The sequence below is a fragment of the Streptomyces tirandamycinicus genome (assembly GCF_003097515.1).
GTDB lineage: Bacteria > Actinomycetota > Actinomycetes > Streptomycetales > Streptomycetaceae > Streptomyces > Streptomyces tirandamycinicus.
On record NZ_CP029188.1, the window covers coordinates 4489414 to 4511391 of the forward strand.

A 21978-nucleotide genomic window follows, 5' to 3' on the forward strand; every position below is an offset into this window, starting at 1 on the left:
GCACGGTCAGGGCAGGGCACGAGCAGGGCTGAGCCCGCCGCCGCGCCTTCCGAGCCCCCGTCCCGGTCTCCGGGGTCCGGGGGCTCGGGCGTGTCCGCATCAGCCGGGGCCCGGTCGGCCGCCACCCATGACGGCTCCGGGGGAGCGGTGGGACCGGGGTGAGGCACCTCGCCGTGTGTGCGGGTCCACTCACTGCGGTCCGCCCGCGTCGGCGTGTCACCCGCGACGCCCACCCGTCCCCGCCGGCCCGGGGAGGCTGGGCGTACACGCAGCCGCCGTGCGCTCCCGCACCTCGCGCGCGGCCCGGGGAGGGCCGTACCGCGGGGTCCTGGCCCGCGCGCGCCGGATCGTCACGGCGGTATCGCTCAGTCCCCGCCCGCGGTTCAGTTCAGCATCGACCTGGCCGCGTGCGCCTTCCGCCGGATCGCCGCCGCCGTCGCCGGTTCGACCGCCGACACGACGTCCGCGTACGCGTCCATCTCCGCCGCCCCCGCGAGGAAGTCGCCTCGCCGGACGAGGAGTTCGGCACGGTCGTAGCGCAGACGGGCCGGGTGGGAGGGGAGGAGGAGGGAGAGGTCGACGGCCCACAGGGCGACGTCCGTGTGCTCGGGGCGGGCGGCGGCCCAGGCGCGGATGTTGTTGAGGATGCGGAGGACGATCTCCAGCGGGCCCGCCGGGGCCATCATCGAGGGGTCGAGCGGCGCGCCCGTGGTGCCCGCGACGAGGAGTTCCGCGTCCGGTCCCGTGAGCAGGCGGCCGCCCGCGAAGGGGTCCGCCATCACCGGGTTCCCGGGGTCGCCGAAGCCGACCACGAAGTGGCCCGGGAGAGCCAGCCCGTACACGGGTGCGCCGGCGCGGCGGGCCACCTCCATCCAGACGACCGAGAGCAGGATCGGCAGGCCGCGGCGGCGGCGCAGCACCTCGTGCAGGAGCGACGACTCCAGCCGCTGGTAGCAGTCGGGGGTGCCGTGGAAGCCGCAGCGTTCGCCCAGCAGCGACGACAGCGCGGCCACCCAGTTGTGCGGGCCGGTGATCCCGTACGGCAGCAGCCCCGCGAGCCGGTCCAGCTCGATCTCGGCGGCGTCGAGACCCGTCTCGTCCAGCCGCGGGTCCGCCTCCGCGCCCACGAGCAGGCACAGCGTCGCCAGGTCGGGCCGCTCGGAGCGGGCCTCCTCGGCGAACCGGCGACGCCAGCCCGTGGCCTCGGGGAGTGGCGGTTGCATACGCGTCTCGTACCCGCTCAGGAAGATCGGGAGTATCGGAAGTGGTGGTAGAGGTGGTGGACCGCGAATCCCATCCCCTCGTACAGGGCGAGCGCGCCGTCGTTGTCCGACTCGACCTGCAGCCAGGCCGCCGAGGCACCCTCGTCCAGTGCCCGCCGGGCCAGTGCCGCCATCACGGCCTTCGCCAGCCCCTGCCTGCGCTGCGCCGGGTCCACCTCCACCGCCATGAAGCCGGCCCAGCGTCCGTCGACCACACACCGGCCGATTGCCGCCGGGATATCGGAGTCACCAGGGATGGTGGCGAACCATACCGACGGGCCGCTTCCCAGTACCTTCAGCACATGTGGGCCCGGCGCAGTGAACCGCTGGTACCGCCTCAGCCAGGGCTCGTCCACGGACCGGAGCAGCCGTACCCGCGCCGCGTCGGCGTCCAGGTCGCCGACCGGCGCCAGCCCTCCGACGCGCAGCTCGGCGGTCACCTCCCGCTCCCAGCCCCGTTCCTCCAGTGCGGCGCAGAGCCGCTCCTGGGTCCCCTCCGCGCCGGTCGCCGTCTGGACGTAGGCCGGGAGGCGGCGTCGGGCGTACCAGTCACCGACCCGCGCCAGGGCGTCGTCCAGGGGTATGCCCGGGTCGCCGAGCGGCAGCGCGGAGTTCGCCCTGCGGGTGAAGCCGGACGCCGCGCGCAGCGTCCACTCGCCCAGCGCCTCGCTCTCGACCGGCTGCCAGGCCCGGGCCGAGACACGCGCCAGCTCCTCGAAGGACGCCGCCGGCACACCCCGTCGGCGCGCCGGCGCCGGGGGCACGACCTTGCCCGCGACCAGCGAGGATTCCGGAATGCGGACGGTCTCCCCGGTCCTTCGGGTGATCAGCAGCACACCCTCGTTCCACGATGTGAGAACCCCGACCGCGTCGGTGAACTCCGCCGGCCGGTCCGCCGACTCGGCGCGCCGTCGCACCGAGACGCGTTTTCCCACGTCAGACGGGGTGATGCGGACCTCCAGTCGTCCGCCCGCGGAGAATTCCACAGCTCAGGCCTCCCCTCCTGTTCGGATCATCCCCAGGAACGGAGATACTAGGTGCGGGCATCGACGACGCCGCGCTCCCGCGCAGCCCCGCGGCGAGCCGCAGACCGGACGCCGCGCCCTACCGAGGAGGAACGACAGCGTGACCTACGTCATCGCGCAGCCTTGTGTCGACGTCAAGGACAAGGCCTGCATCGAGGAGTGCCCCGTCGACTGCATCTACGAGGGCCAGCGGTCCTTGTACATCCACCCGGACGAATGCGTCGACTGTGGTGCCTGTGAGCCGGTCTGCCCGGTCGAGGCGATCTTCTACGAGGACGACACTCCTGAGGAGTGGAAGGACTACTACAAGGCGAACGTCGAGTTCTTCGACGAGCTCGGTTCGCCCGGTGGCGCCTCCAAGCTGGGTCTGATCGAGCGCGACCACCCCTTCATCGCCGCACTGCCGCCGCAGAACGGCTGATCGCGTGTCCCCGGTCCCGTACGGTGCGTCCGCCGTGCGGGACCGCGGCGTTCGCGTAAGGCCCCAGGGCCTTACGGCAGGCCCCAGCCCGGCGCGGCGCAGCGCGCAGCCCGGAGCCGGTGGCCCCGACCGGTCGCCGGCCGGCCGGCGAACCGCCGTACGAACGAGAAAGTGAGCACCGTGTCCGCCGTATCGTCCCGACTCCCCGTCTTCCCCTGGGACAAGCTGGAGCCGTACAAGGCGACCGCCGCGGCCCACCCGGACGGCATCGTCGACCTCTCCGTCGGCACACCCGTCGACCCGGTCCCGGAGCTGGTCCGGCGGGCCCTCGTCGAGGCCGCGGACTCGCCCGGCTATCCGACGGTGTGGGGAACCCCCGCCCTGCGGGACGCGCTGGTGTCGTGGTGCGAGCGGCGGCTCGGCGCGGTGTCCTTCGCCCACACCAACGTACTGCCGGTCGTGGGGTCCAAGGAGCTGGTGGCCTGGCTGCCGACCCAGCTCGGCCTGGGGCCCGGCGACAAGGTCGCGTACCCGCGCCTGGCCTACCCGACCTACGAGGTCGGCGCGCGGCTCTGCGGGGCGGACCCGGTCGTCTACGACGACCCGGTCGCCGACCTCGACCCCGCCGGTCTGAAGCTCCTCTGGCTGAACTCGCCGTCCAACCCGACCGGCCGGGTCCTCCCCGGGGACGAGCTGGCCCGGGTCGTCGCCTGGGCCCGCGAGCACGGTGTACCGGTGTTCAGCGACGAGTGCTACCTGGAGCTGGGCTGGGAGGCGGAGCCCGTCTCCGTGCTGCACCCCGACGTCTGCGGCGGTACGTACGAGGGGATCGTCTCCGTCCACTCGCTGTCCAAGCGCTCCAACCTCGCGGGCTACCGGGCGGCCTTCGTCGCCGGTGACGCGGCCGTGCTCGGCGAGCTGCTGAAGATCCGCAAGCACGGCGGGATGATGACACCCGCGCCGGTGCAGGCGGCCACGGTCGCGGCCCTCGGCGACGACACGCACGTCGCCGAGCAGCGGGCCCGGTACGCGGCCCGCCGCCTCGCCCTGCGCGAGGCCCTGCTGAAGCACGGCTTCCGGATCGAGCACAGCGAGGCGAGCCTCTACCTGTGGGCAACGCGGGACGAGCCGTGCTGGGACTCGGTGGCGCACCTGGCGGAGCTGGGCGTCCTGGTCGCGCCCGGCGACTTCTACGGCGAGGCGGGGGAGCGCTTCGTGCGCGTCGCCTTCACGGCGACCGACGAGCGGGTCGAGGCGGCGGTCAAGCGCCTCGGGTGACGGGCGCGGACCCGGACGGGGATCCGGCGGCCGTCCGCGGGTGCCCGCCCGGGGCCCGCTCGTGGCGCCCGCCGCCGGTGAAGACGACGCGGGGAACGCACCGGCGCTTCCGTGCCGTGAGGGCGTCATCGCCGAGCGAGCGGGCAGGCGGGACGGTGCGGGCGTGAGTGCCGTGCGGGCGTCCGGGACGGTGTGCACCGGTGCGGGCCGGGGCAGACGGAAGCAAGAGGCCTTCGGGAGCGGCATGCCGCTCCCGAAGGCCTCTTGCTGTGCTCGGCCCCCAGCGGGGTGGATCAGAGGGGCAGCCCCTGCACCGGCAGCTCCCCCGCGGGCAGCGCGGCGCCCGTGTCCGGGAGGCCGCCGCCGGCCAGACCCTGGGCGGCGGGCAGGCCCTGCGCGGTCGCGGAGGTGGCGGTCTCGCCGAGGACACCGGCGGTGCTGCCCGCGGTCTGGCCGGCGGTCTCCTGGGCGGCGGGGAGGCCGGTCCGGGCCGCGCCGCCCAGGGTGCCTGCGGCGGCCGGGAGCGTGGTGCCCACCACCTTGCCGCCGGCCTCGTTCGCCGTGCCGGCGGCCTGGTGCGCGGCGCCGTCGACGGCGGAGCCGGCCGCGTCGCCGTCGAGCTGGGTCAGGCCGCCGTTGCCCAGGTCGCGGGTGGGGAGGTCCACGGCGTTCGCGGAGCCGGCCGCACCGACCACGGGAGCTGCCCCGGCTGCGACGAGCAGCGCGGCACGGGCGATCCGACGGGTCAGGGGGAGGGACATGATGCTCCTTCGACGAGAGAACGTTGGGTGGTGTCCGAGGGCGATGTCCGGCGATCGGACGCACTGACAACCCCTCGGAGGGCGGGGAAGGTTGCGGTGGCGCAAGGTAAAGAGTTTGCAATGCATCGCATAATCGGCTGGGGACAAAAACGGGCGAACAATATGTGCGCGGACAGCCTGCTGAACCGTCACTTCTGCGATGCCGCAAGGGAATTGGGGTTTCCGCCCGCACCGGCTCGGGCGCTTCGGAAAAGCCTCACGACGGCATGCGCGGCATAACCCGTAAGGGTGTCCGGTAGGACGGGTGCGCTACCGGGGGAAGGCGCATTCCCGACCGCGTGGCGCGCCGTACTGCCGCCGGGGCGTACTCGCGGCCGGCCTCGCCGCCGCGGCCCGGGCGCGCGGGATCCGCGGCCGGCCGGGGTCCGGGAGAGCCGCGCCGCGGTGCCGGGCCACCGCACGGGACCGCGGAAGCCGTCCCGTGCCGCAGCACGGCCGGGCCCGAGGGTCAGCGCGCGAGCCGGATCCGTACCGCCGCGCCGTCCGGCCCGTCCGTGCGCCAGCCCTCGCCGGCCTCCTCCGCGCTCCAGACCTTCCCGGCGAACGAGACCTCGGAGATCCCCAGTTCGGACGCCTGCGCCACGGCCCAGTGGGCGAGCTCCCAGCCGCGGCGGTCCGCGTCGCCGGAGTCCCGGGCGGCCGAGGTGACCGGAACCGTCAGTTCCGAGGACTGCGAAGCCCCTGCCCGTCCCTTGCCGCCGGCCGCGGGAAGAACCCCCGGGCCGAAGGAACGCGTCAGCTCGGAACGGAGCTTCGCCGGGTCACCGGGCTTGGTCGGGGGCGCGGCCGTGCAGGTCAGGGAGGCCGAGGCGCGGCCGGTGAGCGCCGCGGAGAGCAGCGCGGCGTCCGGCTCGTGCTTGGCGTAGGCCTGCGGGAAACCGCTGCGCTGGACTCGCTGGGCCGCGACGGTCAGCGGCAGCCTCGAGTAGCCCGGCACCTCGGCGAGATGGTCGTAGAACGCCCCGGCGGAGAACACCGGATCGAGGATCTGCTGCGGGGTGCCCCAGCCCTGCGAAGGGCGCTGCTGGAAGAGCCCGAGGGAGTCGCGGTCGCCGTGCCGGATGTTCCGCAGCGCGGACTCCTGGAGGGCCGTCGCCAGCGCGATGGTGACAGCCCGCTCCGGCATCCCCCTGGTCGTGCCGACCGCGGAGATGGTGGCGGCGTTGGCGGCCATCTCCGGGCTGAGCTCGTACCGGCCGCCGCCCTCCGCCGCCTCCGCGCCGGAGCGGTCCGGGTCCCCTCCGTCGCCGGAGCGGACCACACAGCGCGGCGCGCCGTCGCCGCTCACGTAGTGCACGACCACATAGGCGACCAGTCCCAGCAGCACGGCGAACGCGGCCGCGAGACGAAGGGAGCGGCCGCGCCGGGTGGGGGAGGCGGTCTTGGTCACGGCGCCCACCGTACTGGAGCCCCGTGGACGGCCGGGCGGGCACCTCGCGCGGCCGCGCACGGGACCCGGGCCCCGCGCACCGGCCGGAGTCTCCCGCGCGCGGCGACCGCGTCCGAGAGGCCTGGGCCGACTGCGGGCAGAACCGAAGTCTCCCGCGCGCGGGGCGGCCGTCGGTGCCGCGGAGCATCCGCCGGGGCCCGGCGGCCGACCGCCGTCGGGCAGGGGCGCGGGGCGGGACGCTAGGGTCGGGGCCATGCCCGAAAGCGCGCTTGACCTCACCCTGGACGGCCCGGCACTCACCGCACGGCTCGTCGACTTCCCGTCGGTCAGCGGCGACGAGAAGCCCCTCGCCGACGCGATCGAGCAGGCGCTGCGCGCCCTGCCCCATCTCGCCGTCGACCGGCACGGCAACAACGTGGTCGCCAGGACGAACCTGGGCCGGGCCGAGCGCGTCGTCCTGGCCGGGCACATCGACACCGTGCCGATCGCGGGCAACGTGCCCTCCCGGCTCGACGAAGACGGCGTCCTGTGGGGCTGCGGCACCTCGGACATGAAGTCGGGGGTCGCCGTCCAGCTGCGGATCGCCGCGACCGTTCCCGAGCCCAACCGGGACCTGACGTTCGTCTTCTACGACAACGAGGAGGTCGCGGCACACCTCAATGGACTCGGGCATGTAGCGGACGCCCACCCCGACTGGCTGGAGGGCGATTTCGCCGTTCTGCTGGAGCCCTCCGATGCCCAGGTGGAGGGCGGCTGCCAGGGAACTCTGCGTGTCCACCTCCGTACGACGGGAGAGCGCGCACACTCCGCCCGCAGCTGGATGGGGTCGAACGCCATCCACGCCGTCGGTCCGATCCTGGCCCGGCTCGCCGCCTACGAGCCCCGCCGTCCCGTGATCGACGGGCTGCGGTACCACGAGGGGCTCAACGCCGTCGGGATCGAGGGCGGTGTGGCCACCAACGTCATCCCCGACGAGTGCACCGTGGTGATCAACTACCGCTACGCCCCGGACCGGACCATGGCCGAGGCCGAGGCCCATGTCCGCGAGGTGTTCGCCGACTGCGGGGTGGCCGAGTTCGTCGTCGACGACCACACCGGCGGGGCGCTGCCCGGTCTCTCGCACCCGGCCGCAGCCGCGTTCATGGAGGCCGTCGGCGGTACCCCGCAGCCCAAGTTCGGCTGGACCGACGTGTCGCGCTTCAGCGCGCTGGGCGTCCCCGCGGTCAACTACGGTCCGGGCGACGCGCTCTACGCCCACAAGCGGGACGAGCATGTGGCCGTCGAAAGGATCACGCACTGCGAGGAGCGTCTGCGGCGGTGGCTCACCGCGTGACGGCAGGTGTGCGGAGTCACCGTCCGGATCGGGGGCACGCCACCGCGTGACCGATCACCGGATGAACCGCCACGTGCTGACTTGCTGACTTCCCCGTATCCGACCACCGGAATTTCGCTCGCGTCCATCTCAGGCGACCTACCCTGACCTGGAACGTGCACCACAGCGGAGGGAGCAGGTCATGGGCAGTCCCGGGGAAGCGCGGCCGGAGGAGCAGCGGCTGGGTCCGGTGGTGCGGCGCAGGGATCAGATCCAGCCGGGTACCACGGACCAGCGCCTGCTGGACACCGAGGGCGATTCGCAGTGGGTGCACACCGATCCGTGGCGGGTCATGCGCATCCAGTCGGAGTTCGTGGAGGGCTTCGGCGCGCTCGCCGAACTGCCCAGCGCCATCAGTGTCTTCGGCTCCGCCCGGACCGCTCCCGGTACCCCCGAGTACGACGCCGCCGTGCGGATCGGCAGGGCGCTGGTGGACGCCGGCTTCGCCGTGATCACCGGAGGCGGTCCGGGGGCGATGGAGGCCGCCAACCGCGGCGCGCGGGAGGCCGGCGGCATCTCGGTCGGGCTGGGCATCGAGCTGCCCTTCGAGCAGGGCCTCAACGCGCACGTCGACATCGGCGTGAACTTCCGCTACTTCTTCGTCCGCAAGACGATGTTCGTCAAGTACGCGCAGGGCTTCGTGGTCATGCCGGGCGGCTTCGGCACGCTGGACGAGCTGTTCGAGGCGCTCACCCTCGTCCAGACCGGGAAGGTGACCCGCTTCCCCGTGGTGCTCTTCGGGTCCGCGTACTGGTCTGGCCTGGTCGACTGGCTGCGCGGGACGGTCGTCGCGGAGGGCAAGGCGTCGGCGCGCGATCTGCTGCTCTTCCATGTCACGGACGACGTGGACGAGGCCGTCGCCCTGGTCACCAAGGAGACCGGACCGCCGCCGCCGATCCCGTACGAGGGCTACGAGGCCTGAGCGGGCAGCGGGCAGTGAGCAGCGGGCCCGGTTCGCCGGGCCCGCCGGTCCGCCCCGCCCGGTCCGCCCCGGCCGGACGGCCGCGCCCCGGACCAGGGCGGCGAGCCCTCCCGGTCCGGAGCGCCGGCCTCCGCGTCGCGTTCCGCCGCCGGGTCCCACCGCCGGATCCCGGGCGGTCGCCGCTCCGGGCCGGCGCGGGGCTCAGGCCAGGCCCCGGCGGGCGACCGCCGGGGGCCGGTGCCCGGCGATCGACGCCACCATCTCCAGCACCTGCCGGGTCTCCGCCACCTCGTGCACCCGGTACACCCGCGCACCGAGCCACGCCGACACCGCCGTCGTCGCCAGCGTGCCGATCAGCCGCTCCTTGACCGGGCGGTCGAGGGTCTCGCCCACGAAGTCCTTGTTGGACAGCGAGACCAGCACCGGCCAGCCCGTCCCGGCCATCTCGCCCAGTCGGCGGGTCGCCTCCAGCGAGTGGCGGGTGTTCTTCCCGAAGTCGTGTCCCGGGTCGATCAGGATGCCGTCCCGGCGCACCCCGAGTCCCAGCGCGCGCTCCGCCAGCCCGGTCGTCACCCTCAGGATGTCCGCCATCACGTCGTCGTACGCGACCCGGTGCGGCCGGGTCCGCGGCTCGGCCCCGCCGGCGTGCGTGCAGACCAGGCCCGCCCCGTACCGGGCGGCCACCTCGGCCAGAGCGGGGTCGACGCCGCCCCAGGCGTCGTTCAGCAGGTCGGCGCCCGCCTCGCAGACGGCGGCGCCCACGTCGTGCCGCCAGGTGTCGACGCTGATCACCACGTCCGGGAAGCGCCTGCGCACCTCGGCGACGAAACCGACCGTGCGGCGAGCCTCCTCCGCCGCGCTGACCTCCTCGCCGGGGCCGGCCTTCACTCCGCCGATGTCGATGATGGCGGCACCCTCGGACACCGCCTGCTCGACCCGGGCGAGAGCCGGCTCGTCGCGGAACGTGGCGCCCTGGTCGTAGAAGGAGTCCGGCGTCCGGTTCACGATCGCCATGATCACTGGCTCGTGCGCGCCGAACTCGCGCCTCCCCAGTCGCAGAGTCCCGTCGTGCATCCCCTGCATCCGCTGTTTCCTCCTTGCGATCGGTCGCCTGCGACCTTAACCGTCGGTGGCGCATGGCACGATCGGCAGCGGACGGTTTCTGCTCCGGGGAGAGGCGCGCTGTGTTCTGGTTCTTGCTGATCGCGATGGTCGTGGTCGTCGCCGCGGTCACCCTGGCGGTGGTCGGCGGCGGTGACAAGGCGGTGCTCCCCGAGGTGGCGCCGGAGCGCCTGGTGGACCCGCTGCCGCTGACGCGCCCCGTGGGCCGCGCCGACATCGAGGCGCTGCGTCTGCCGGTGACGGCGCGGGGGTACCGGATGCTCGACGTCGACGAGGTCCTCGGACGGCTCGGCGCGGAGCTCGCGGAGCGGGACGCCCGGATCGCCGAGCTGGAGACCGCGCTGGCGGGCCGGCAGGCGACGGAGTTCAGCCGGGACCGGCTCCTCGGCGAGCGGCCCGAGGACGTGCCGGGGGAGCGGCCGGGCCCCTTCCCGAAGGCCGGCGGGGACCGCCCGGCCGCGGAGAGCGGCCCGGGCGCGCCGGATCCGGGGGACCCCCCGCCCGGGCACCCGGACCTCCCCGGTGAGGGGACCGGACAGGACGACGGGGGGCGGCGATGAGCGGCGGAGCCGTGGCCGGACCGGACGGGCGGCTGCGCTGCCCCTGGGGCCTGTCCACCGAGGACTACGTCAGGTACCACGACGAGGAGTGGGGCCGCCCGGTCCGCGGGGACGACGCGCTGTTCGAGCGGCTCGCGCTGGAGGCGTTCCAGTCGGGCCTGTCCTGGATCACCATTCTCCGCCGCCGTGAGGGCTTCCGGGAAGCGTTCGCGGGTTTCCGGATCGTCTCGGTCGCGGCCTTCACGGACGACGACCGGGAGCGTCTGCTCGCCGACGCGGGCATCATCCGCAACCGCGCCAAGATCGAGGCGACCATCGCCAACGCCCAGGTGCTGGCGGGCTGGGCGGAGGGCGAGCTCGACGCCGTGATCTGGTCGTACGCGCCGGATCCTGCCGTCCGCCGGGCGCCGCGCACCCTCGCGGACGTCCCGGCGGTCACGGACGAGTCCACCGCCCTCTCCAAGGAGCTCAAGAGGCGCGGTCTGCGTTTCATCGGCCCGACGACGGCCTACGCGCTGATGCAGGCCTGCGGTCTGGTCGACGACCATCTCGCGGACTGCGTGGCACGCGGGGGGCGGTGACCCGGGCGCCGCGCCCGTTCCGTGAGCGCGACGGCCGCGGGGCTCCGGTCGCGGCGATCGGGCTGTTCGTCGCGCCCGTTCCGTGCGCGCGGCGGCCCCGGGCGCGACCCGTCCGTGCCGAGCTGATCTCGGACGCGCCCGCCGCACGCGCGACGGCCGCGGGGCGGTGATCCCGGCCGGTGATCCCGGCGGTCGCGCACGCTCCGCGCGACCGCCACCGGCCGGTGCTGTGAGCCCCTCAGCGGCCCACGTACGCGGGCTTCTCCTTGGCGATGAAGGCCTGGACCGCGATGGCGTGGTCCTCCGAGGCGCCGGCCCTGGTCTGGAGCTCGTCCTCCTTGTCGAGCGTCTCGCCCAGCGTGTGGCCCGCCGCGTAGGCGAGGGACTCCTTGATCGCGGCATAGGCCAGCGTGGGGCCGCCGGCCAGGGCGCGGGCGACCGCCGCGGCCTCCGCCGCCAGGTCGCCGGCCGGTACGAGCTTGTTCACGATGCCCAGCTCGAAGGCCTCCTGCGCGGTGATCGACCGCGGAAAGAGCAGCAGGTCGGCGGCCCTGCCGGGGCCGATGAGCCGGGGGAGCGTCCAGGAGACCCCGGAGTCCGCCGTCAGCGCCACCCCGGCGAAGGACGTCGTGAACGTGGCGCTGTCGGCGACGACCCGGTAGTCGGCGGCCAGGGCGAAGCCCATGCCGGCACCCGCGGCGACGCCGTTCACGCCCGCCACCACCGGCTTCGGCATCTCGGTGATCGCGCGCACGATCGGGTTGTAGTGGTCGCGCACGGTGTTCATGGTGTGGTGGGTGCCGGACTCGCGGTCGGAGGCCAGCAGGGTGATGTGCTCCTTGAGGTCCTGGCCCACGCAGAAGGCGCGGCCCGTCGCCGTCAGCAGCACCGCCCGTACGCCGGTGTCCGCCCCGGCCGCCCGCAGGGCGTCCCGCAGGGCGGCCTTGGCCTCGACGTTCATCGCGTTCATGGCCTCGGGCCGGTTGATCGTGATCGTCGCGAGTCCGTCGTTCACCTCGTACAGCACGGTGTCGGCCATGGAGTGTCCCCTTCGCACCTCGGGCAGTGTTGTCGAGCCCAGCATGGCGGAGGCCGCCGGGACCGACCTACCCCCCGGTATGTGACCTGCGTCAAAGAATTCCCGGGCCCCGGTTTCCGGCGCCGGTACCGGGCGGGGGGCGAAGTATCGCAGCCGGCTCCCCGAATTAGGTGGTTTTGCGAAAGCGCGTTGCGCAAGCGATGCCGGCCGATGTTGGTCATCGGGTCCCGCGATGCGGGATAATGGCTGGGAAGCAATGTGTTCGATGCCGGTGACGTGTGCCCACCCAGGGGCCGTCGGCTGACGATGAGCTGGTTTCAGGAAGGGGAACGAGCATGGCGGCCATGAAGCCGCGGACGGGCGACGGCCCGCTCGAGGTGACCAAGGAGGGGCGGGGCATCGTCATGCGCGTTCCGCTCGAAGGCGGCGGTCGGCTTGTCGTCGAGCTGACTCCGGACGAGGCCGACGCCCTCGGCGATGCCCTCAAGAAGGTCGTCGGCTGACGCGGAAGCGCCCACACCTTTCTGTACCGCCCCGGCACGGCACCCGCTGCGCCGGGGCGGTGCCGTTCCCGGAGGCCGCCTGCCCGACGCCGCGCGTTTCACCGAGGTGGTCGTTCCCGGTGCCTCTCGCCGGGGGTGGTCCTTCCCGCGGCCGGCGTCGAGTCGAGTTCGCGGCGCCCCCGTGGCCGCTCCCCGGCCCCGCGCCCCCGGCCCCGGCACCCCGGAGCGGTCGTCAGCCGCGCCGTACCGCGCAGAGCAGCCCGTCGCCCACCGGGAGCAGCGAGGGCAGCAGTTCCTGGCTCTCCCGGACCGTGCGCAGCAGCTCCCGCACCCGCAGCACTTCGCCCGGCTGGGCCGCCGAGTCGACCGTGCGGCCGTCCGCGAAGACGCCCTCGAAGCAGACCAGACCCCCGGGCCGCAACAGGCGCAACGATTCAGCTAGGTAGTCCAGGGACTCCAGCCGGTCGCCGTCGCAGAACACGAGGTCGTACCCGCCGTCCGCGAGACGGGGCAGCACGTCGAGCGCGCGGCCGGGGATGAACCGGGCCCGGTTCGCGGCGAAGCCGGCGGCGCGGAACGCCTCGCGTGCGAACTGCTGGCGCTCCGGCTCCGGATCGACCGTGGTCAGCACGCCGTCCGGCCGCATGCCCTGGAGCAGGTAGACCCCGGAGACACCGGTGCCGGTGCCGATCTCCGCCACCGCCTTGGCCCCCGCCGTCGCGGCCAGCAGACGCAGGGCCGAGCCCGTGCCGGGCGACACCGAGGGCAGCCCCGCCTCCCGGGCCCGGTCACGGGCCCAGCGCAGTGCTTCTTCCTCGGCGACAAAGGCGTCGGCGAACGCCCAGCTCGTCTGCCGGTTGGCGGTAATGACCCTCTCCTGTCCCCGTAGTCGGCGCAACCGTGACTGTATCCGTTGCGCACGGGAACCCGCAGATGGGACCGGGCGTTACAGAAGAGCGGGGAAAAGGGCCGGGGCGGACGGCGCGCTCCCCAAATTCGCGTAAAGATTCTTATCCGGAGCTAACGGGCGAGGTGGCTATGGTAGGGGCTCCACTGGACACCACCAGAGCCGACAGGGGAGGTGCGGCTGCGCCTGTGGATCGGAGAGGGGTGCTGAGGCGCCTTCTCGGGTCGGCGGGTGAGCCGAAATCCGTGACCGACACCGCTGACGCCCGTTCCGGCCAGGCCGACTCCGTACCCACCGCGACGTTCGCACCGGATGCGGAAACGCAGGCGTGGACGCCTCCCTCGTGGGAGGACATCGTCAGCACGCACAGCGGGCGGGTCTACCGCCTCGCCTACCGTCTGACCGGCAACCAGCACGACGCCGAGGACCTCACCCAGGAGGTCTTCGTCCGGGTCTTCCGCTCCCTGTCGACCTACACGCCGGGCACCTTCGAGGGCTGGCTGCACCGCATCACCACGAACCTGTTCCTCGACATGGTCCGCCGCAAGCAGCGCATCCGCTTCGACGCCCTGGGCGACGACGCTGCCGAGCGGCTGCCCAGCCGGGAGCCGTCCCCGCAGCAGGTCTTCAACGACACCCACTTCGACGCCGACGTCCAGCAGGCGCTGGACACCCTCGCCCCCGAGTTCCGCGCCGCCGTGGTGCTCTGCGACATCGAGGGCCTGTCGTACGAGGAGATCGCCGCCACGCTCGGCGTCAAGCTCGGCACCGTCCGCAGCCGGATCCACCGCGGCCGCTCCCACCTGCGCAGGGCCCTGCAGCACCGGTCTCCCGAGGCGCGTGCCGAGCAGCGGGCCCTCGCGGGCGTGGCCGGGGAGGGCGGGGCGCCGTGAGCGGCACGATTCCGACCCCCGCGGAGCAGCATCTGGGGGACCGGCTCGCCGCCCTGGTCGACGGCGAGCTCGAACACGACGCGCGCGAGCGCGTCCTGGCCCATCTCGCGACCTGCCCCAGGTGCAAGGCCGAGGCCGACGCACAGCGCAGGCTGAAGAGCGTCTTCGCCGCGGCCGCGCCGCCGCCGCCGTCCGAGGGCCTGCTCGCACGGCTCCAGGGGCTGCCCGCGGGGCCGCCGGGAGGTGATGACGACCGGCGGGGAGGCCCTCTCGGCCGGGGGCGTCCCGGCGATGGCGTCTTCGGCGTGAACGCGAACGGCTTCGGTTTCCTCCCCGGCGGCCACGGCCTGGCCGAGGGCGGCCCGGAGTCCGGTTTCCGCATCCACGACGCGGCCCGGCATGAAGCGGAGCGCTCCATGTGGCGCGGCCGGAGGTTCGCCTTCGCGGCGGCCAGCGCGGTGTCGTTCGCCGCGATCGCCCTGGGCGGGGCGCTGCCGCTCGCCGCCACCGGCGACGCCTCGGCCCGCGGGGACAACCGGGGCAACAATGTGACCCCCCTGCGCACGGCCACCAGCGGCGCCGGAGCGGACGCCAACCGCAGACGGGCCGGCGGCGTCGGCGTGACCGGCGTCAGCAGCACTCCCGTGGTGGCGGTGGCCCCGCACACACTGGTCCGGACGCGGCCACCTGCCCATCCCTTCGCGGCGTCGTCGCTGCTCCACGGTGGTCTCACCGCGCAGGCGAGGCCGACCGCCTCCGCGTTCCAGCTGGCCACCGCCCCGGGCCCCGGCCCGTCCGCGTCCCCGCTGCCCAGCAGACTTGACGCCCCGCCCCGGCGCTGACGCGCGGCGATCACCCCCGGGGCCGGCCGCACGGTAGGACGCCATCCGCAAACCTGGTTGAATCCGGGGGACGGTGCCCGGCGGGGCGCACGGAGCGGCAGTTGCGGGGAGAGCATGGAGAACGGGAAGCCGACGGGTCCCGAGCCGAAGTGGTGGAGCCGTCCGGCCCACCCCGAGCCGTCGCCGCCTCCCGGCGCGGCCCGCACCGTGCCCGCGGCAGGAGCGCCGGTGGGTGACGCAGAGGCGGCCCCGGCCCCCGTCGACGACCGGGCCGACTACCCGCTTCCGCCACCGGCGCCCGTGGCACGGCAGGAAACGGTGGACGGCCGGCCCGAGAGCACCCCGGCCGGGCCCTTCGGCGCCGAGGCCCCTGCCGTCCCGCAGCCGCCGGGCGGCACACCCGCCGAGGACGCGCGGTCCCGGCGGCCCGCGCCGGACGAGGCCCGCGAGGGCGATCCGGCCGCCGCGGCGCACCACGCGTCCGGCGCCGGGCGCGGGGGCATCACACCCGGCCCCGGGCCGCACCCGGCCCAGGACGGCGCCCCCGGCACGGCCGGGGAGCTCCCGCACGGCCCGGCTGACGAGCAGGCGGCCGGGTACACGGGTGAAGCCGTCCGGCCCCTGCACGAGCCGGACGAGTACCGCACACCGCCGTACGGCGACCCCGGCCCGTGGGCGCCCGCACCGCCGGTGCAGCACCCCACCGGGGCGGGCGGCACACCGCCGCGCTACCCGGCCGGCAGCGGTTCCCCCGGCTCCGCACCTGCCCACGGCCCCGCCCCGGTACCCGTCGAGCCCGTCCCGGGCCCCGCGCCGCAGGCCGCCCCCGTGGCGGAGCAGTGGCGGCAGTACGACCCCTGGGGCGCACCCGGCGCGCCCCTGATCGGGACCGGCGAACCGCCGAAGAACAAGACCCGGCGGGGCACGGCCTTCGCCGGGGGGCTGATCGTCGCGCTGCTCGCCGGAGTCCTCGGCGGCGGAGTCGGCGCGTACCTGGAACGCAACGGGGGGATCACCACCGTCGAACTGCCCCAGGCGGGGCCGGAGAGCACCGACCGCGCGCCCGGCAGCGTCGCCGGGATCGCGGCCAGCGCCCTCCCCGGCGTGGTGACGCTGCACGTCAGCGGAGGCGGCGAGCAGGGCACCGGCACCGGCTTCGTCCTGGACGCGAAGGGGCACATCCTCACGAACAACCACGTGGTCTCCCCGGCCGGCAGATCCGGCGACATCTCCGTCACCTTCAGCGGCGGGGAGACGGCGCGCGCCACCCTCGTCGGCAAGGACAGCGGCTACGACCTCGCCGTGGTCAGGGTCAGGGGGGTCTCCGGCCTCAAGCCGCTGCCGCTGGGCAACTCCGACAACGTCCGGGTCGGCGACCCGGTGGTGGCCATCGGCGCCCCCTTCGACCTCCAGAACACCGTGACCGCCGGAATCATCAGCGCCAAGGAGCGCCCGATCACCGCCGGCGGGGAGAAGGGTGACGGCAGCGACATCAGCTACGTCGACGCCCTGCAGACCGACGCACCGATAAACCCCGGCAACTCGGGTGGACCGCTCGTCGACTCCAAGGCGCGGGTCATCGGCATCAACAGCGCCATTCGCGCCGCGGACGGCGGTTCCGGCCCCGACTCGGGTTCCGGGCAGGCCGGCTCCATCGGTCTCGGCTTCGCCATTCCCATCAACCAGGGCAAGCGGGTGGCCGAGGAGCTGATCAACACCGGAAAGGCCACCCATCCGGTGATCGGCGTCAGCCTCGACATGCAGTACTCGGGAGACGGCGCCCGGGTCGGCGAGAAGGGCAAAGACGGGGCCCCGTCCGTCATCGCGGGCGGCCCCGCCGCCACGGCGGGCATCCGCCCGGGCGACGTCATCACCAAGGTCGACGGCCAGCGGGTGCACAACGGCGAGGAGCTCATCGTCAAGATCCGGGCGCACCGGCCCGGCGACCGGCTGGAGCTCACGGTGCTCCGCGACGGCAAGGAGCAGACCAGGGCGGTGACACTCGGCTCCTCGACGGGCACGTGACGGGTGTCGCGACGGTGCTGCCGGGGTTCGCGGAGCGGGATGTGACGGGTGTCGCGACGGTGCTGCCGGGGTTCGCGGGGCGGGAGGTGACGGGCGTGGCGACGGCGCTGTCGGGCTCGCCAAGAGCGCCGTGTGACGGGCGTCACGAAGATGCTGCCGGGGCTCGTCGACCGGCACGTGCCGGACATCCCGAAGGTACCGTCGGGACAGATTTGCCGGGTACCGTGGAGCGGTCCCGCTCGTCCCGCGCTGCGGGCACGGAGAACGAGAACACAAGGAGCGGCAAGGTGTTCAACGACATAGGCGCACTCGAGCTCGTGACGCTCGTGGTCCTCGCCGTGCTGGTCTTCGGCCCGGACAAGCTGCCCAAGGTCATCCAGGACGTCTCGCGCTTCATCCGCAAGGTCCGTGAGTTCTCCGACAACGCGAAGCACGACATCCGCAGCGAACTGGGACCGGAGTTCAAGGACTTCGAGTTCGAGGACCTCAACCCGAAGGCGTTCATCCGGAAGCAGCTCACCGAGAACGAGGACCTCAAGGAGATCCGCAGCAGCTTCGATCTCAAGAAGGAGATCAACGAGGTCGCGGACGCCGTGAACGGCAAGGAACCCGGCGACTCGGTGCCGGCCGGCGTCGGCGGCACGCCGGGCGGCGCGACCCCGGACCTCCTCAAGAAGCGCGAAACGCCCGATCGGCGCGAGCGACCGCCCTTCGACTCGGACGCCACCTGAGGCCCCCAACCGCCGTCAATCCCGGCCGGGCGGTGACGGGTGGCTATCCTCCATCTGTCCGGGATCGAGGACGCCCGCGGGGGGCGGGCCGTTCCGGACCTCGCTGACCAAGGAGGCGGCCGGGTAGATGGAGACGACGAGTCGGCTAGGGGCGCAGGATCCGCCCGGCAGTTCCACCGCTGAGGGGGTGCCCGCGGCCCGGCGTACCGTCGACGGCTACCTGCGCGCACCCTTCCCCTGGTACGGCCTGGACGAGGCCTTCACCGGGCCGCGCTGGCTGATGCAGGTCGGTACGGCCGCGGACGGTTCGGTGCAGCACGGCTCCATGGGGCACGGCGATGAGCCGTCGATAAAGTCCGACGCCGCGGGCGGGGAGAAGGAACACTTCGCCGTGGTCGTCACCGTCGCGTCGAGCCCGGTGCGCCGCACCGGCGACGGAACGGGCGTCCTGGACGCCACCACCGTCTCCTCGGCCGCCTGGCTGGCCGGCTCGGGCCTGCTGGCCTGCACATGGCCGGCGCAGCTCGACCACTCCCTGCGGGACGACTGGCTGAACCAGCAGACGGAGACCGCCTTCGACCTCGCGGACGACCTGGCCGGTCCCCCCTGGTCGGAGCTCTCCCTGCCGGTGGACGGGGTGCCGATGCCGTTCCACTACCGCGAGTCCGAGTTCGGCTGGGTGCTCGCCGGTTCCACCGGGAACGAGGTGCACATCGGGGCCTACGGGCGCGGGATGAGCGCGTACGGGCTCGGCTTCTCCGTGGTGCAGGACCTGGGCGCGTACGCGTAGCCGGGCCGTGCCGCGCCGCCGGTGACGACGACTGCCCACGGGCCCTGTGGCCCGTGGGCAGTCCCGTGCGGTCGTCCCGCCGGCGGCCGGGACGGCGTCAGAACTTGTTACGCGGGGTGATGCCGAGCGACATGCCCGAAAGGCCGCGCTGACGGCCGCCGAGCTTGCCCGCGATGGACCGCAGGGCGGCACCGGCCGGGGACCCGGGGTCGGTGAGGACGACGGGCCTGCCGTCGTCGCCGCCCTCCCGGAGCCGCACGTCAATGGGGATCTGGCCGAGCACCGGCACCGGGGCGCCCGTGGTCTTCGTCAGTCCGTCGGCCACCAGCTGGCCGCCGCCCGTACCGAAGACGTCGACCATCTCGTCGCAGTGCGGGCACGGCAGACCCGACATGTTCTCGACGACACCGACGATCTTCTGGTGGGTCTGGACGGCGATGGAACCGGCCCGCTCCGCGACCTCCGCCGCCGCCTGCTGCGGGGTGGTGACGACGAGGATCTCGGCGTTCGGCACCAGCTGGGCGACGGAGATGGCGATGTCGCCCGTCCCCGGCGGCAGGTCGAGCAGCAGCACGTCCAGGTCGCCCCAGTAGACGTCCGCGAGGAACTGCTGGAGCGCGCGGTGCAGCATCGGCCCGCGCCAGACGACCGGGGCGTTGCCCGGGGTGAACATGCCGATCGAGATGACCTTCACGCCGTTCGCGGACGGCGGCATGATCATGTTCTCGACCTGGGTGGGACGGCCTTCCGCGCCGAGCATGCGCGGCACGCTGTGGCCGTAGATGTCGGCGTCGACGACCCCGACCTTCAGCCCGTCGGCGGCCATGGCAGCCGCCAGGTTCACCGTCACGGAGGACTTGCCCACGCCCCCCTTGCCGGAGGCGACGGCGTAGACGCGCGTCAGCGAGCCCGGCTTGGCGAACGGCACCTCGCGCTCGGCGGACGTGCCCCGCAGCGCGGCCGCGAGCTCACGGCGCTGCTCGTCGCTCATCACGTCCAGGGTGACCTCGACGCCGGTGACGCCCTCGACGCCCGAGACGGCGTCCGTGACGCGCTGGGTGATCGTCTCGCGCATCGGGCAGCCGGAGACGGTGAGGTAGACCGTGACGGCGACCGCGCCGTCGGACCCGATCCGCACCGACTTGACCATACCGAGGTCCGTGATCGGCTTGTTGATCTCGGGGTCGTTGACCGTCGCCAGTGCGTCGCGCACCGCGTCTTCCGTAACCATACGCACGATGGTACGGCGCGCGATCCCGCCCCGGGGGCCCGCGTCAGCGGTCGCCTTCGTCACGTCCGCCAAGGGGCCCGGCGGGGAACGGCGCGGCCGGCGCGGGCCGCCCCGGTGGTCCTCCCTCCGGGCGGGCCCCGGCCGCCCCGGGCCGGGTGCCCTCGGAGTCCGGCAATCCGTACTCGGCCTCCCGCCAGTGGTCGGGGAGCAGATGGTCCAGTACGGCGTCGACGGTGACCGCGCCCAGCAGCGCCCCGCCGCCGTCCACCACGGGCGCCGCCACCAGGTCGTAGGCGGCCAGGCAGCAGCTGATCGCCGGTAGCGGGGTGTCCGCGTCCAGCGACGGCAGCTCGGCGTCCACCAGGGGCGCGACCGGCGCGTCCGGTGCGCTTCGCAGCAGCCGCTGGACGGGCACCGTGCCCAGATACCTGCCCGTGGGCGGCTCGCCGGGCGGCCGGCAGACGTACACCTGGGCCGCCAGCGCCGGGATCGGCTCCCGCTCCCCGATCCGGGCCAGGGCCTTCGCGACCGTGCTCTCCGGTGGCACCACGACCGGCCCGGTCCTCATCAGGGCGCGTGCCGTGCGCTCCTGCCCGGACGCCTCGCCCTCCGCCCCGGGGCGCGCGCGGTCCTGCTCCGGGGAGGGTGCGGGCTCCCCGGGCGGCAGGCCCCGCACCGCCGACCAGTGCACGGTCAGCGCCTCGCCCCGGTGCCGCGCGGGTCCGCCCCGGTCCCGGCGGGCGCAGATCCGGTCGGCCTCCCACTGCCCGCGCTCCGGGTGCCGGTGCACCTCGACGTCCAGGACGGTGACCTCCTCGCCCGAGTCGGCCAGCCGCACCCGCCGGTCCAGCAGTCCGTCCAGGACGAGTGTCTCGCCCGGTCCCGGGCTGAAACGGCGCATGCTGACCGCGCCGGAGACGGTGACCTGGCCGGACTCGAGGCCGGTCACCCGGGACCCGGGTACGAAGACGGGACCGTGCCCGCGCATTTCGACGACCAGACCCGTCAGCCGCGGCGGGCGACCGGCCGGGAAGGTGGCCACCACGTCCCGTACGCGTCCGACCGGGACCCCGCCGGGACCGAAGACCGGGACCCCGGCGAGGTGCGATACGAAGAACCGGGCGCCGTCCGCCGTCATGCTCAGAGCCTCCTCCACCGCCGCCGCGGCGGGCACCGAGAGGTCCGCCGGAGGTCGTACGAGGAGCGAAACGGATTGCTCCGAAATGGCATCGTTCAACGGCTTCAGGCTAGCCCGTACCGATCCGTGGCGCTGGCGCCGGCGGTGCGGACGACTGCCTTCCGGACCGCCCCGCGGCCCCGGGTACGCTGCGGTCTGCCACCCCCACGCGTATGAGAGGCAGTGCGCACGTGACCGCTCTCCCCCCGGGTCCGGCAGCCCCTGCGCGCCGGGCCGCGCTCCCCGTCGCACTGTGCGCGGCGCTGACCGCCGCCCTCGCCGGGTGCGGCGAGGACCCGGACGCGGGAACGAACGGCGTCGGGAAGCTGGAGGCGACCGCCATCGAGAAGAAGGCCAAGACGGCGGCGGACGCGGCGGTCGCGGTGCGGGTGGCGGGCACGCTGGTGTCCAAGGGCGGCACGTACAAGCTGAACATGCGGCTGAAGAAGACCGGCGGGGTCGGTTCGGTGACCTCGAAGAACTCCACGTTCGAGCTGCTCCGGGTCGGTGAAGCGCTCTATCTGAAGGCCGACGCGGGCTTCTGGGTGCACGCCGACTCCGACGGCGGGGACGGGGGCGCGGAACCCGGTGAGGAGGACCGGGCCGCCGCCGAGAAGCTGGACGACAAGTACGTGAAGGTGCCCCAGGACGACCCGGCCTACAAGCAGCTGCGGGGCTTCACCGATATGAACGTGCTGCTCGACGGGCTGCTGGGGCTGCACGGCAAGCTCAGCAAGGGCGACCGCAGCACGATCGGCGGCGTCCGCACGATCAAGATCATGGGCGGCGGGGGCAACGGCGGGACGCTCGCCGTCTCACTGGAGGGGACGCCGTACCCGCTCCAGCTGGACCGGGCGGGCGACGCGGGCGTCCTCACCCTGGGGGACTGGGGGCAGGACTTCCCGCTGGAGGCCCCCGCCAAGGAGGAGACGGTCGACTACGGCCGCCAGCTTCCGCGCGACAGCCCGTAGGCCGTGTCGCCCGCGCCGGACGATCCCCGGCGGCGCGCGACGGGTCGCGGACGCCCGGCGCGGCTCCTCGGCAGCGGCCCGCGGTCCTCGGGCGACGGGTACGGTCCTCGGCGGC

Annotated in this window: 22 protein-coding genes; 13 read left to right on the forward strand and 9 right to left on the reverse strand. The window is 74.0% G+C overall.

The window, feature by feature from the left end; all coding sequences use genetic code 11:
* Positions 1-383: 383 nt before the first annotated feature.
* Both DDW44_RS19940 and DDW44_RS19945 read right to left on the reverse strand, forming a co-directional pair.
* The gene (locus DDW44_RS19940; protein ID WP_108907256.1) at positions 384-1223 is read right to left on the reverse strand and encodes a transglutaminase family protein; all 840 of its coding nucleotides are present in this window, start codon (positions 1221-1223) and stop codon (positions 384-386) included.
* 17 nt (positions 1224-1240) lie between these two features.
* Positions 1241-2248 (reverse strand): GNAT family N-acetyltransferase, encoded by a 1008-nt coding sequence (locus DDW44_RS19945; protein WP_108907257.1) that lies wholly within the window; start codon positions 2246-2248, stop codon positions 1241-1243.
* A gap of 139 nt (positions 2249-2387) precedes the next feature.
* Here DDW44_RS19945 and fdxA point away from each other — a divergent pair, with 139 nt between their 5' ends.
* Positions 2388-2708: a ferredoxin gene (gene fdxA, locus DDW44_RS19950; protein ID WP_010474859.1), complete on the forward strand. Its 321-nt coding sequence runs from the start codon at positions 2388-2390 to the stop codon at positions 2706-2708.
* 180 nt (positions 2709-2888) lie between these two features.
* Complete coding sequence (dapC, locus tag DDW44_RS19955) at positions 2889-3986, forward strand: succinyldiaminopimelate transaminase (RefSeq protein WP_027733460.1); 1098 nt, start codon at positions 2889-2891, stop codon at positions 3984-3986.
* Between the two features lie 293 nt (positions 3987-4279).
* Here the strand turns inward: dapC and DDW44_RS19960 are convergent, their stop codons facing one another.
* Together DDW44_RS19960 and DDW44_RS19965 are read right to left on the reverse strand one after the other, a co-directional pair.
* Positions 4280-4747: a hypothetical protein gene (locus tag DDW44_RS19960; protein ID WP_017947204.1), complete on the reverse strand. Its 468-nt coding sequence runs from the start codon at positions 4745-4747 to the stop codon at positions 4280-4282.
* Between the two features lie 508 nt (positions 4748-5255).
* Positions 5256-6197, reverse strand: coding sequence for a VldE C-terminal domain-containing protein (locus DDW44_RS19965; RefSeq protein WP_240800448.1), 942 nt, complete (start codon positions 6195-6197; stop codon positions 5256-5258).
* Between the two features lie 253 nt (positions 6198-6450).
* Here DDW44_RS19965 and dapE point away from each other — a divergent pair, with 253 nt between their 5' ends.
* Both dapE and DDW44_RS19975 read left to right on the forward strand, forming a co-directional pair.
* Positions 6451-7530, forward strand: a complete 1080-nt coding sequence (gene dapE, locus DDW44_RS19970) for a succinyl-diaminopimelate desuccinylase (protein ID WP_108907259.1) — start codon at positions 6451-6453, stop codon at positions 7528-7530.
* Between the two features lie 181 nt (positions 7531-7711).
* Positions 7712-8491 carry an LOG family protein gene (locus tag DDW44_RS19975; protein ID WP_017947201.1) on the forward strand — a complete coding sequence of 260 codons (780 nt, stop codon included), beginning with the start codon at positions 7712-7714 and terminating at the stop codon, positions 8489-8491.
* A gap of 201 nt (positions 8492-8692) precedes the next feature.
* Here the strand turns inward: DDW44_RS19975 and folP are convergent, their stop codons facing one another.
* Complete coding sequence (gene folP, locus DDW44_RS19980) at positions 8693-9565, reverse strand: dihydropteroate synthase (RefSeq protein WP_108908891.1); 873 nt, start codon at positions 9563-9565, stop codon at positions 8693-8695.
* Between the two features lie 110 nt (positions 9566-9675).
* Between folP and DDW44_RS19985 the strand changes: the two genes are divergently transcribed.
* Together DDW44_RS19985 and DDW44_RS19990 are read left to right on the forward strand one after the other, a co-directional pair.
* On the forward strand, positions 9676-10173 hold the full coding sequence (locus DDW44_RS19985) for a hypothetical protein (protein WP_108907260.1): 498 nt from the start codon (positions 9676-9678) through the stop codon (positions 10171-10173).
* The gene (locus DDW44_RS19990) at positions 10170-10754 is read left to right on the forward strand and encodes a DNA-3-methyladenine glycosylase I (RefSeq protein WP_108907261.1); all 585 of its coding nucleotides are present in this window, start codon (positions 10170-10172) and stop codon (positions 10752-10754) included. The genes DDW44_RS19985 and DDW44_RS19990 overlap by 4 nt, the downstream gene beginning before the upstream one ends.
* A 238-nt stretch (positions 10755-10992) precedes the next feature.
* On the opposite strand, the gene chcB is transcribed toward DDW44_RS19990, so the two are convergent.
* Complete coding sequence (chcB, locus tag DDW44_RS19995) at positions 10993-11793, reverse strand: 2-cyclohexenylcarbonyl CoA isomerase (protein WP_108907262.1); 801 nt, start codon at positions 11791-11793, stop codon at positions 10993-10995.
* Between the two features lie 335 nt (positions 11794-12128).
* On the opposite strand from chcB, the gene DDW44_RS20000 reads away from it, so the two are divergent.
* Complete coding sequence (locus DDW44_RS20000) at positions 12129-12296, forward strand: DUF3117 domain-containing protein (RefSeq protein WP_003966491.1); 168 nt, start codon at positions 12129-12131, stop codon at positions 12294-12296.
* A gap of 232 nt (positions 12297-12528) precedes the next feature.
* On the opposite strand, the gene DDW44_RS20005 is transcribed toward DDW44_RS20000, so the two are convergent.
* A complete protein-coding gene (locus DDW44_RS20005; protein WP_018889059.1) occupies positions 12529-13194 on the reverse strand; it encodes an O-methyltransferase in 666 nt (221 codons plus the stop codon).
* A 140-nt stretch (positions 13195-13334) separates the two neighbouring features.
* Here DDW44_RS20005 and sigE point away from each other — a divergent pair, with 140 nt between their 5' ends.
* The 5 genes from sigE to DDW44_RS20030 all read left to right on the forward strand — a co-directional run bounded on the left by sigE (position 13335) and on the right by DDW44_RS20030 (position 18484).
* Positions 13335-14096, forward strand: coding sequence for an RNA polymerase sigma factor SigE (gene sigE / locus DDW44_RS20010; protein WP_170812764.1), 762 nt, complete (start codon positions 13335-13337; stop codon positions 14094-14096).
* Entirely contained in the window at positions 14093-14938 is an 846-nt protein-coding gene (locus tag DDW44_RS20015; protein WP_018889058.1) for an anti-sigma factor family protein, read from the forward strand. The genes sigE and DDW44_RS20015 overlap by 4 nt, the downstream gene beginning before the upstream one ends.
* 228 nt (positions 14939-15166) lie before the next feature.
* Positions 15167-16963 (forward strand): trypsin-like peptidase domain-containing protein, encoded by a 1797-nt coding sequence (locus tag DDW44_RS20020; RefSeq protein ID WP_108907263.1) that lies wholly within the window; start codon positions 15167-15169, stop codon positions 16961-16963.
* Positions 16964-17250: 287 nt separating this feature from the next.
* The gene (locus DDW44_RS20025; RefSeq protein ID WP_017947191.1) at positions 17251-17694 is read left to right on the forward strand and encodes a sec-independent translocase; all 444 of its coding nucleotides are present in this window, start codon (positions 17251-17253) and stop codon (positions 17692-17694) included.
* Between the two features lie 127 nt (positions 17695-17821).
* On the forward strand, positions 17822-18484 hold the full coding sequence (locus DDW44_RS20030; protein ID WP_108907264.1) for a hypothetical protein: 663 nt from the start codon (positions 17822-17824) through the stop codon (positions 18482-18484).
* Between the two features lie 97 nt (positions 18485-18581).
* On the opposite strand, the gene DDW44_RS20035 is transcribed toward DDW44_RS20030, so the two are convergent.
* Positions 18582-19715, reverse strand: a complete 1134-nt coding sequence (locus DDW44_RS20035; protein ID WP_026281541.1) for an Mrp/NBP35 family ATP-binding protein — start codon at positions 19713-19715, stop codon at positions 18582-18584.
* A gap of 43 nt (positions 19716-19758) precedes the next feature.
* The gene (locus tag DDW44_RS20040; RefSeq protein ID WP_108908892.1) at positions 19759-20853 is read right to left on the reverse strand and encodes a CBS domain-containing protein; all 1095 of its coding nucleotides are present in this window, start codon (positions 20851-20853) and stop codon (positions 19759-19761) included.
* 230 nt (positions 20854-21083) lie between these two features.
* Here DDW44_RS20040 and DDW44_RS20045 point away from each other — a divergent pair, with 230 nt between their 5' ends.
* Complete coding sequence (locus tag DDW44_RS20045; protein ID WP_108907265.1) at positions 21084-21863, forward strand: hypothetical protein; 780 nt, start codon at positions 21084-21086, stop codon at positions 21861-21863.
* The last annotated feature ends 115 nt before the right edge of the window (positions 21864-21978 follow it).

Excerpts from the sequence above, each read along its gene's own strand:
- DDW44_RS19990 (WP_108907261.1), top strand. The coding sequence starts at position 10,170 with ATGAGCGGCGGAGCCGTGGCCGGACCGGACGGGCGGCTGCGCTGCCCC.
- DDW44_RS20030 (WP_108907264.1), top strand. The coding sequence starts at position 17,822 with ATGGAGACGACGAGTCGGCTAGGGGCGCAGGATCCGCCCGGCAGTTCC.
- DDW44_RS19960 (WP_017947204.1), bottom strand. The coding sequence starts at position 4,747 with ATGTCCCTCCCCCTGACCCGTCGGATCGCCCGTGCCGCGCTGCTCGTC.
- sigE (WP_170812764.1), top strand. The coding sequence starts at position 13,335 with ATGGTAGGGGCTCCACTGGACACCACCAGAGCCGACAGGGGAGGTGCG.
- DDW44_RS19975 (WP_017947201.1), top strand. The coding sequence starts at position 7,712 with ATGGGCAGTCCCGGGGAAGCGCGGCCGGAGGAGCAGCGGCTGGGTCCG.
- dapE (WP_108907259.1), top strand. The coding sequence starts at position 6,451 with ATGCCCGAAAGCGCGCTTGACCTCACCCTGGACGGCCCGGCACTCACC.
- DDW44_RS20000 (WP_003966491.1), top strand. The coding sequence starts at position 12,129 with ATGGCGGCCATGAAGCCGCGGACGGGCGACGGCCCGCTCGAGGTGACC.
- DDW44_RS20040 (WP_108908892.1), bottom strand. The coding sequence starts at position 20,853 with ATGACGGCGGACGGCGCCCGGTTCTTCGTATCGCACCTCGCCGGGGTC.
- chcB (WP_108907262.1), bottom strand. The coding sequence starts at position 11,793 with ATGGCCGACACCGTGCTGTACGAGGTGAACGACGGACTCGCGACGATC.
- folP (WP_108908891.1), bottom strand. The coding sequence starts at position 9,565 with ATGCACGACGGGACTCTGCGACTGGGGAGGCGCGAGTTCGGCGCGCAC.
- DDW44_RS20035 (WP_026281541.1), bottom strand. The coding sequence starts at position 19,715 with ATGGTTACGGAAGACGCGGTGCGCGACGCACTGGCGACGGTCAACGAC.
- DDW44_RS19940 (WP_108907256.1), bottom strand. The coding sequence starts at position 1,223 with ATGCAACCGCCACTCCCCGAGGCCACGGGCTGGCGTCGCCGGTTCGCC.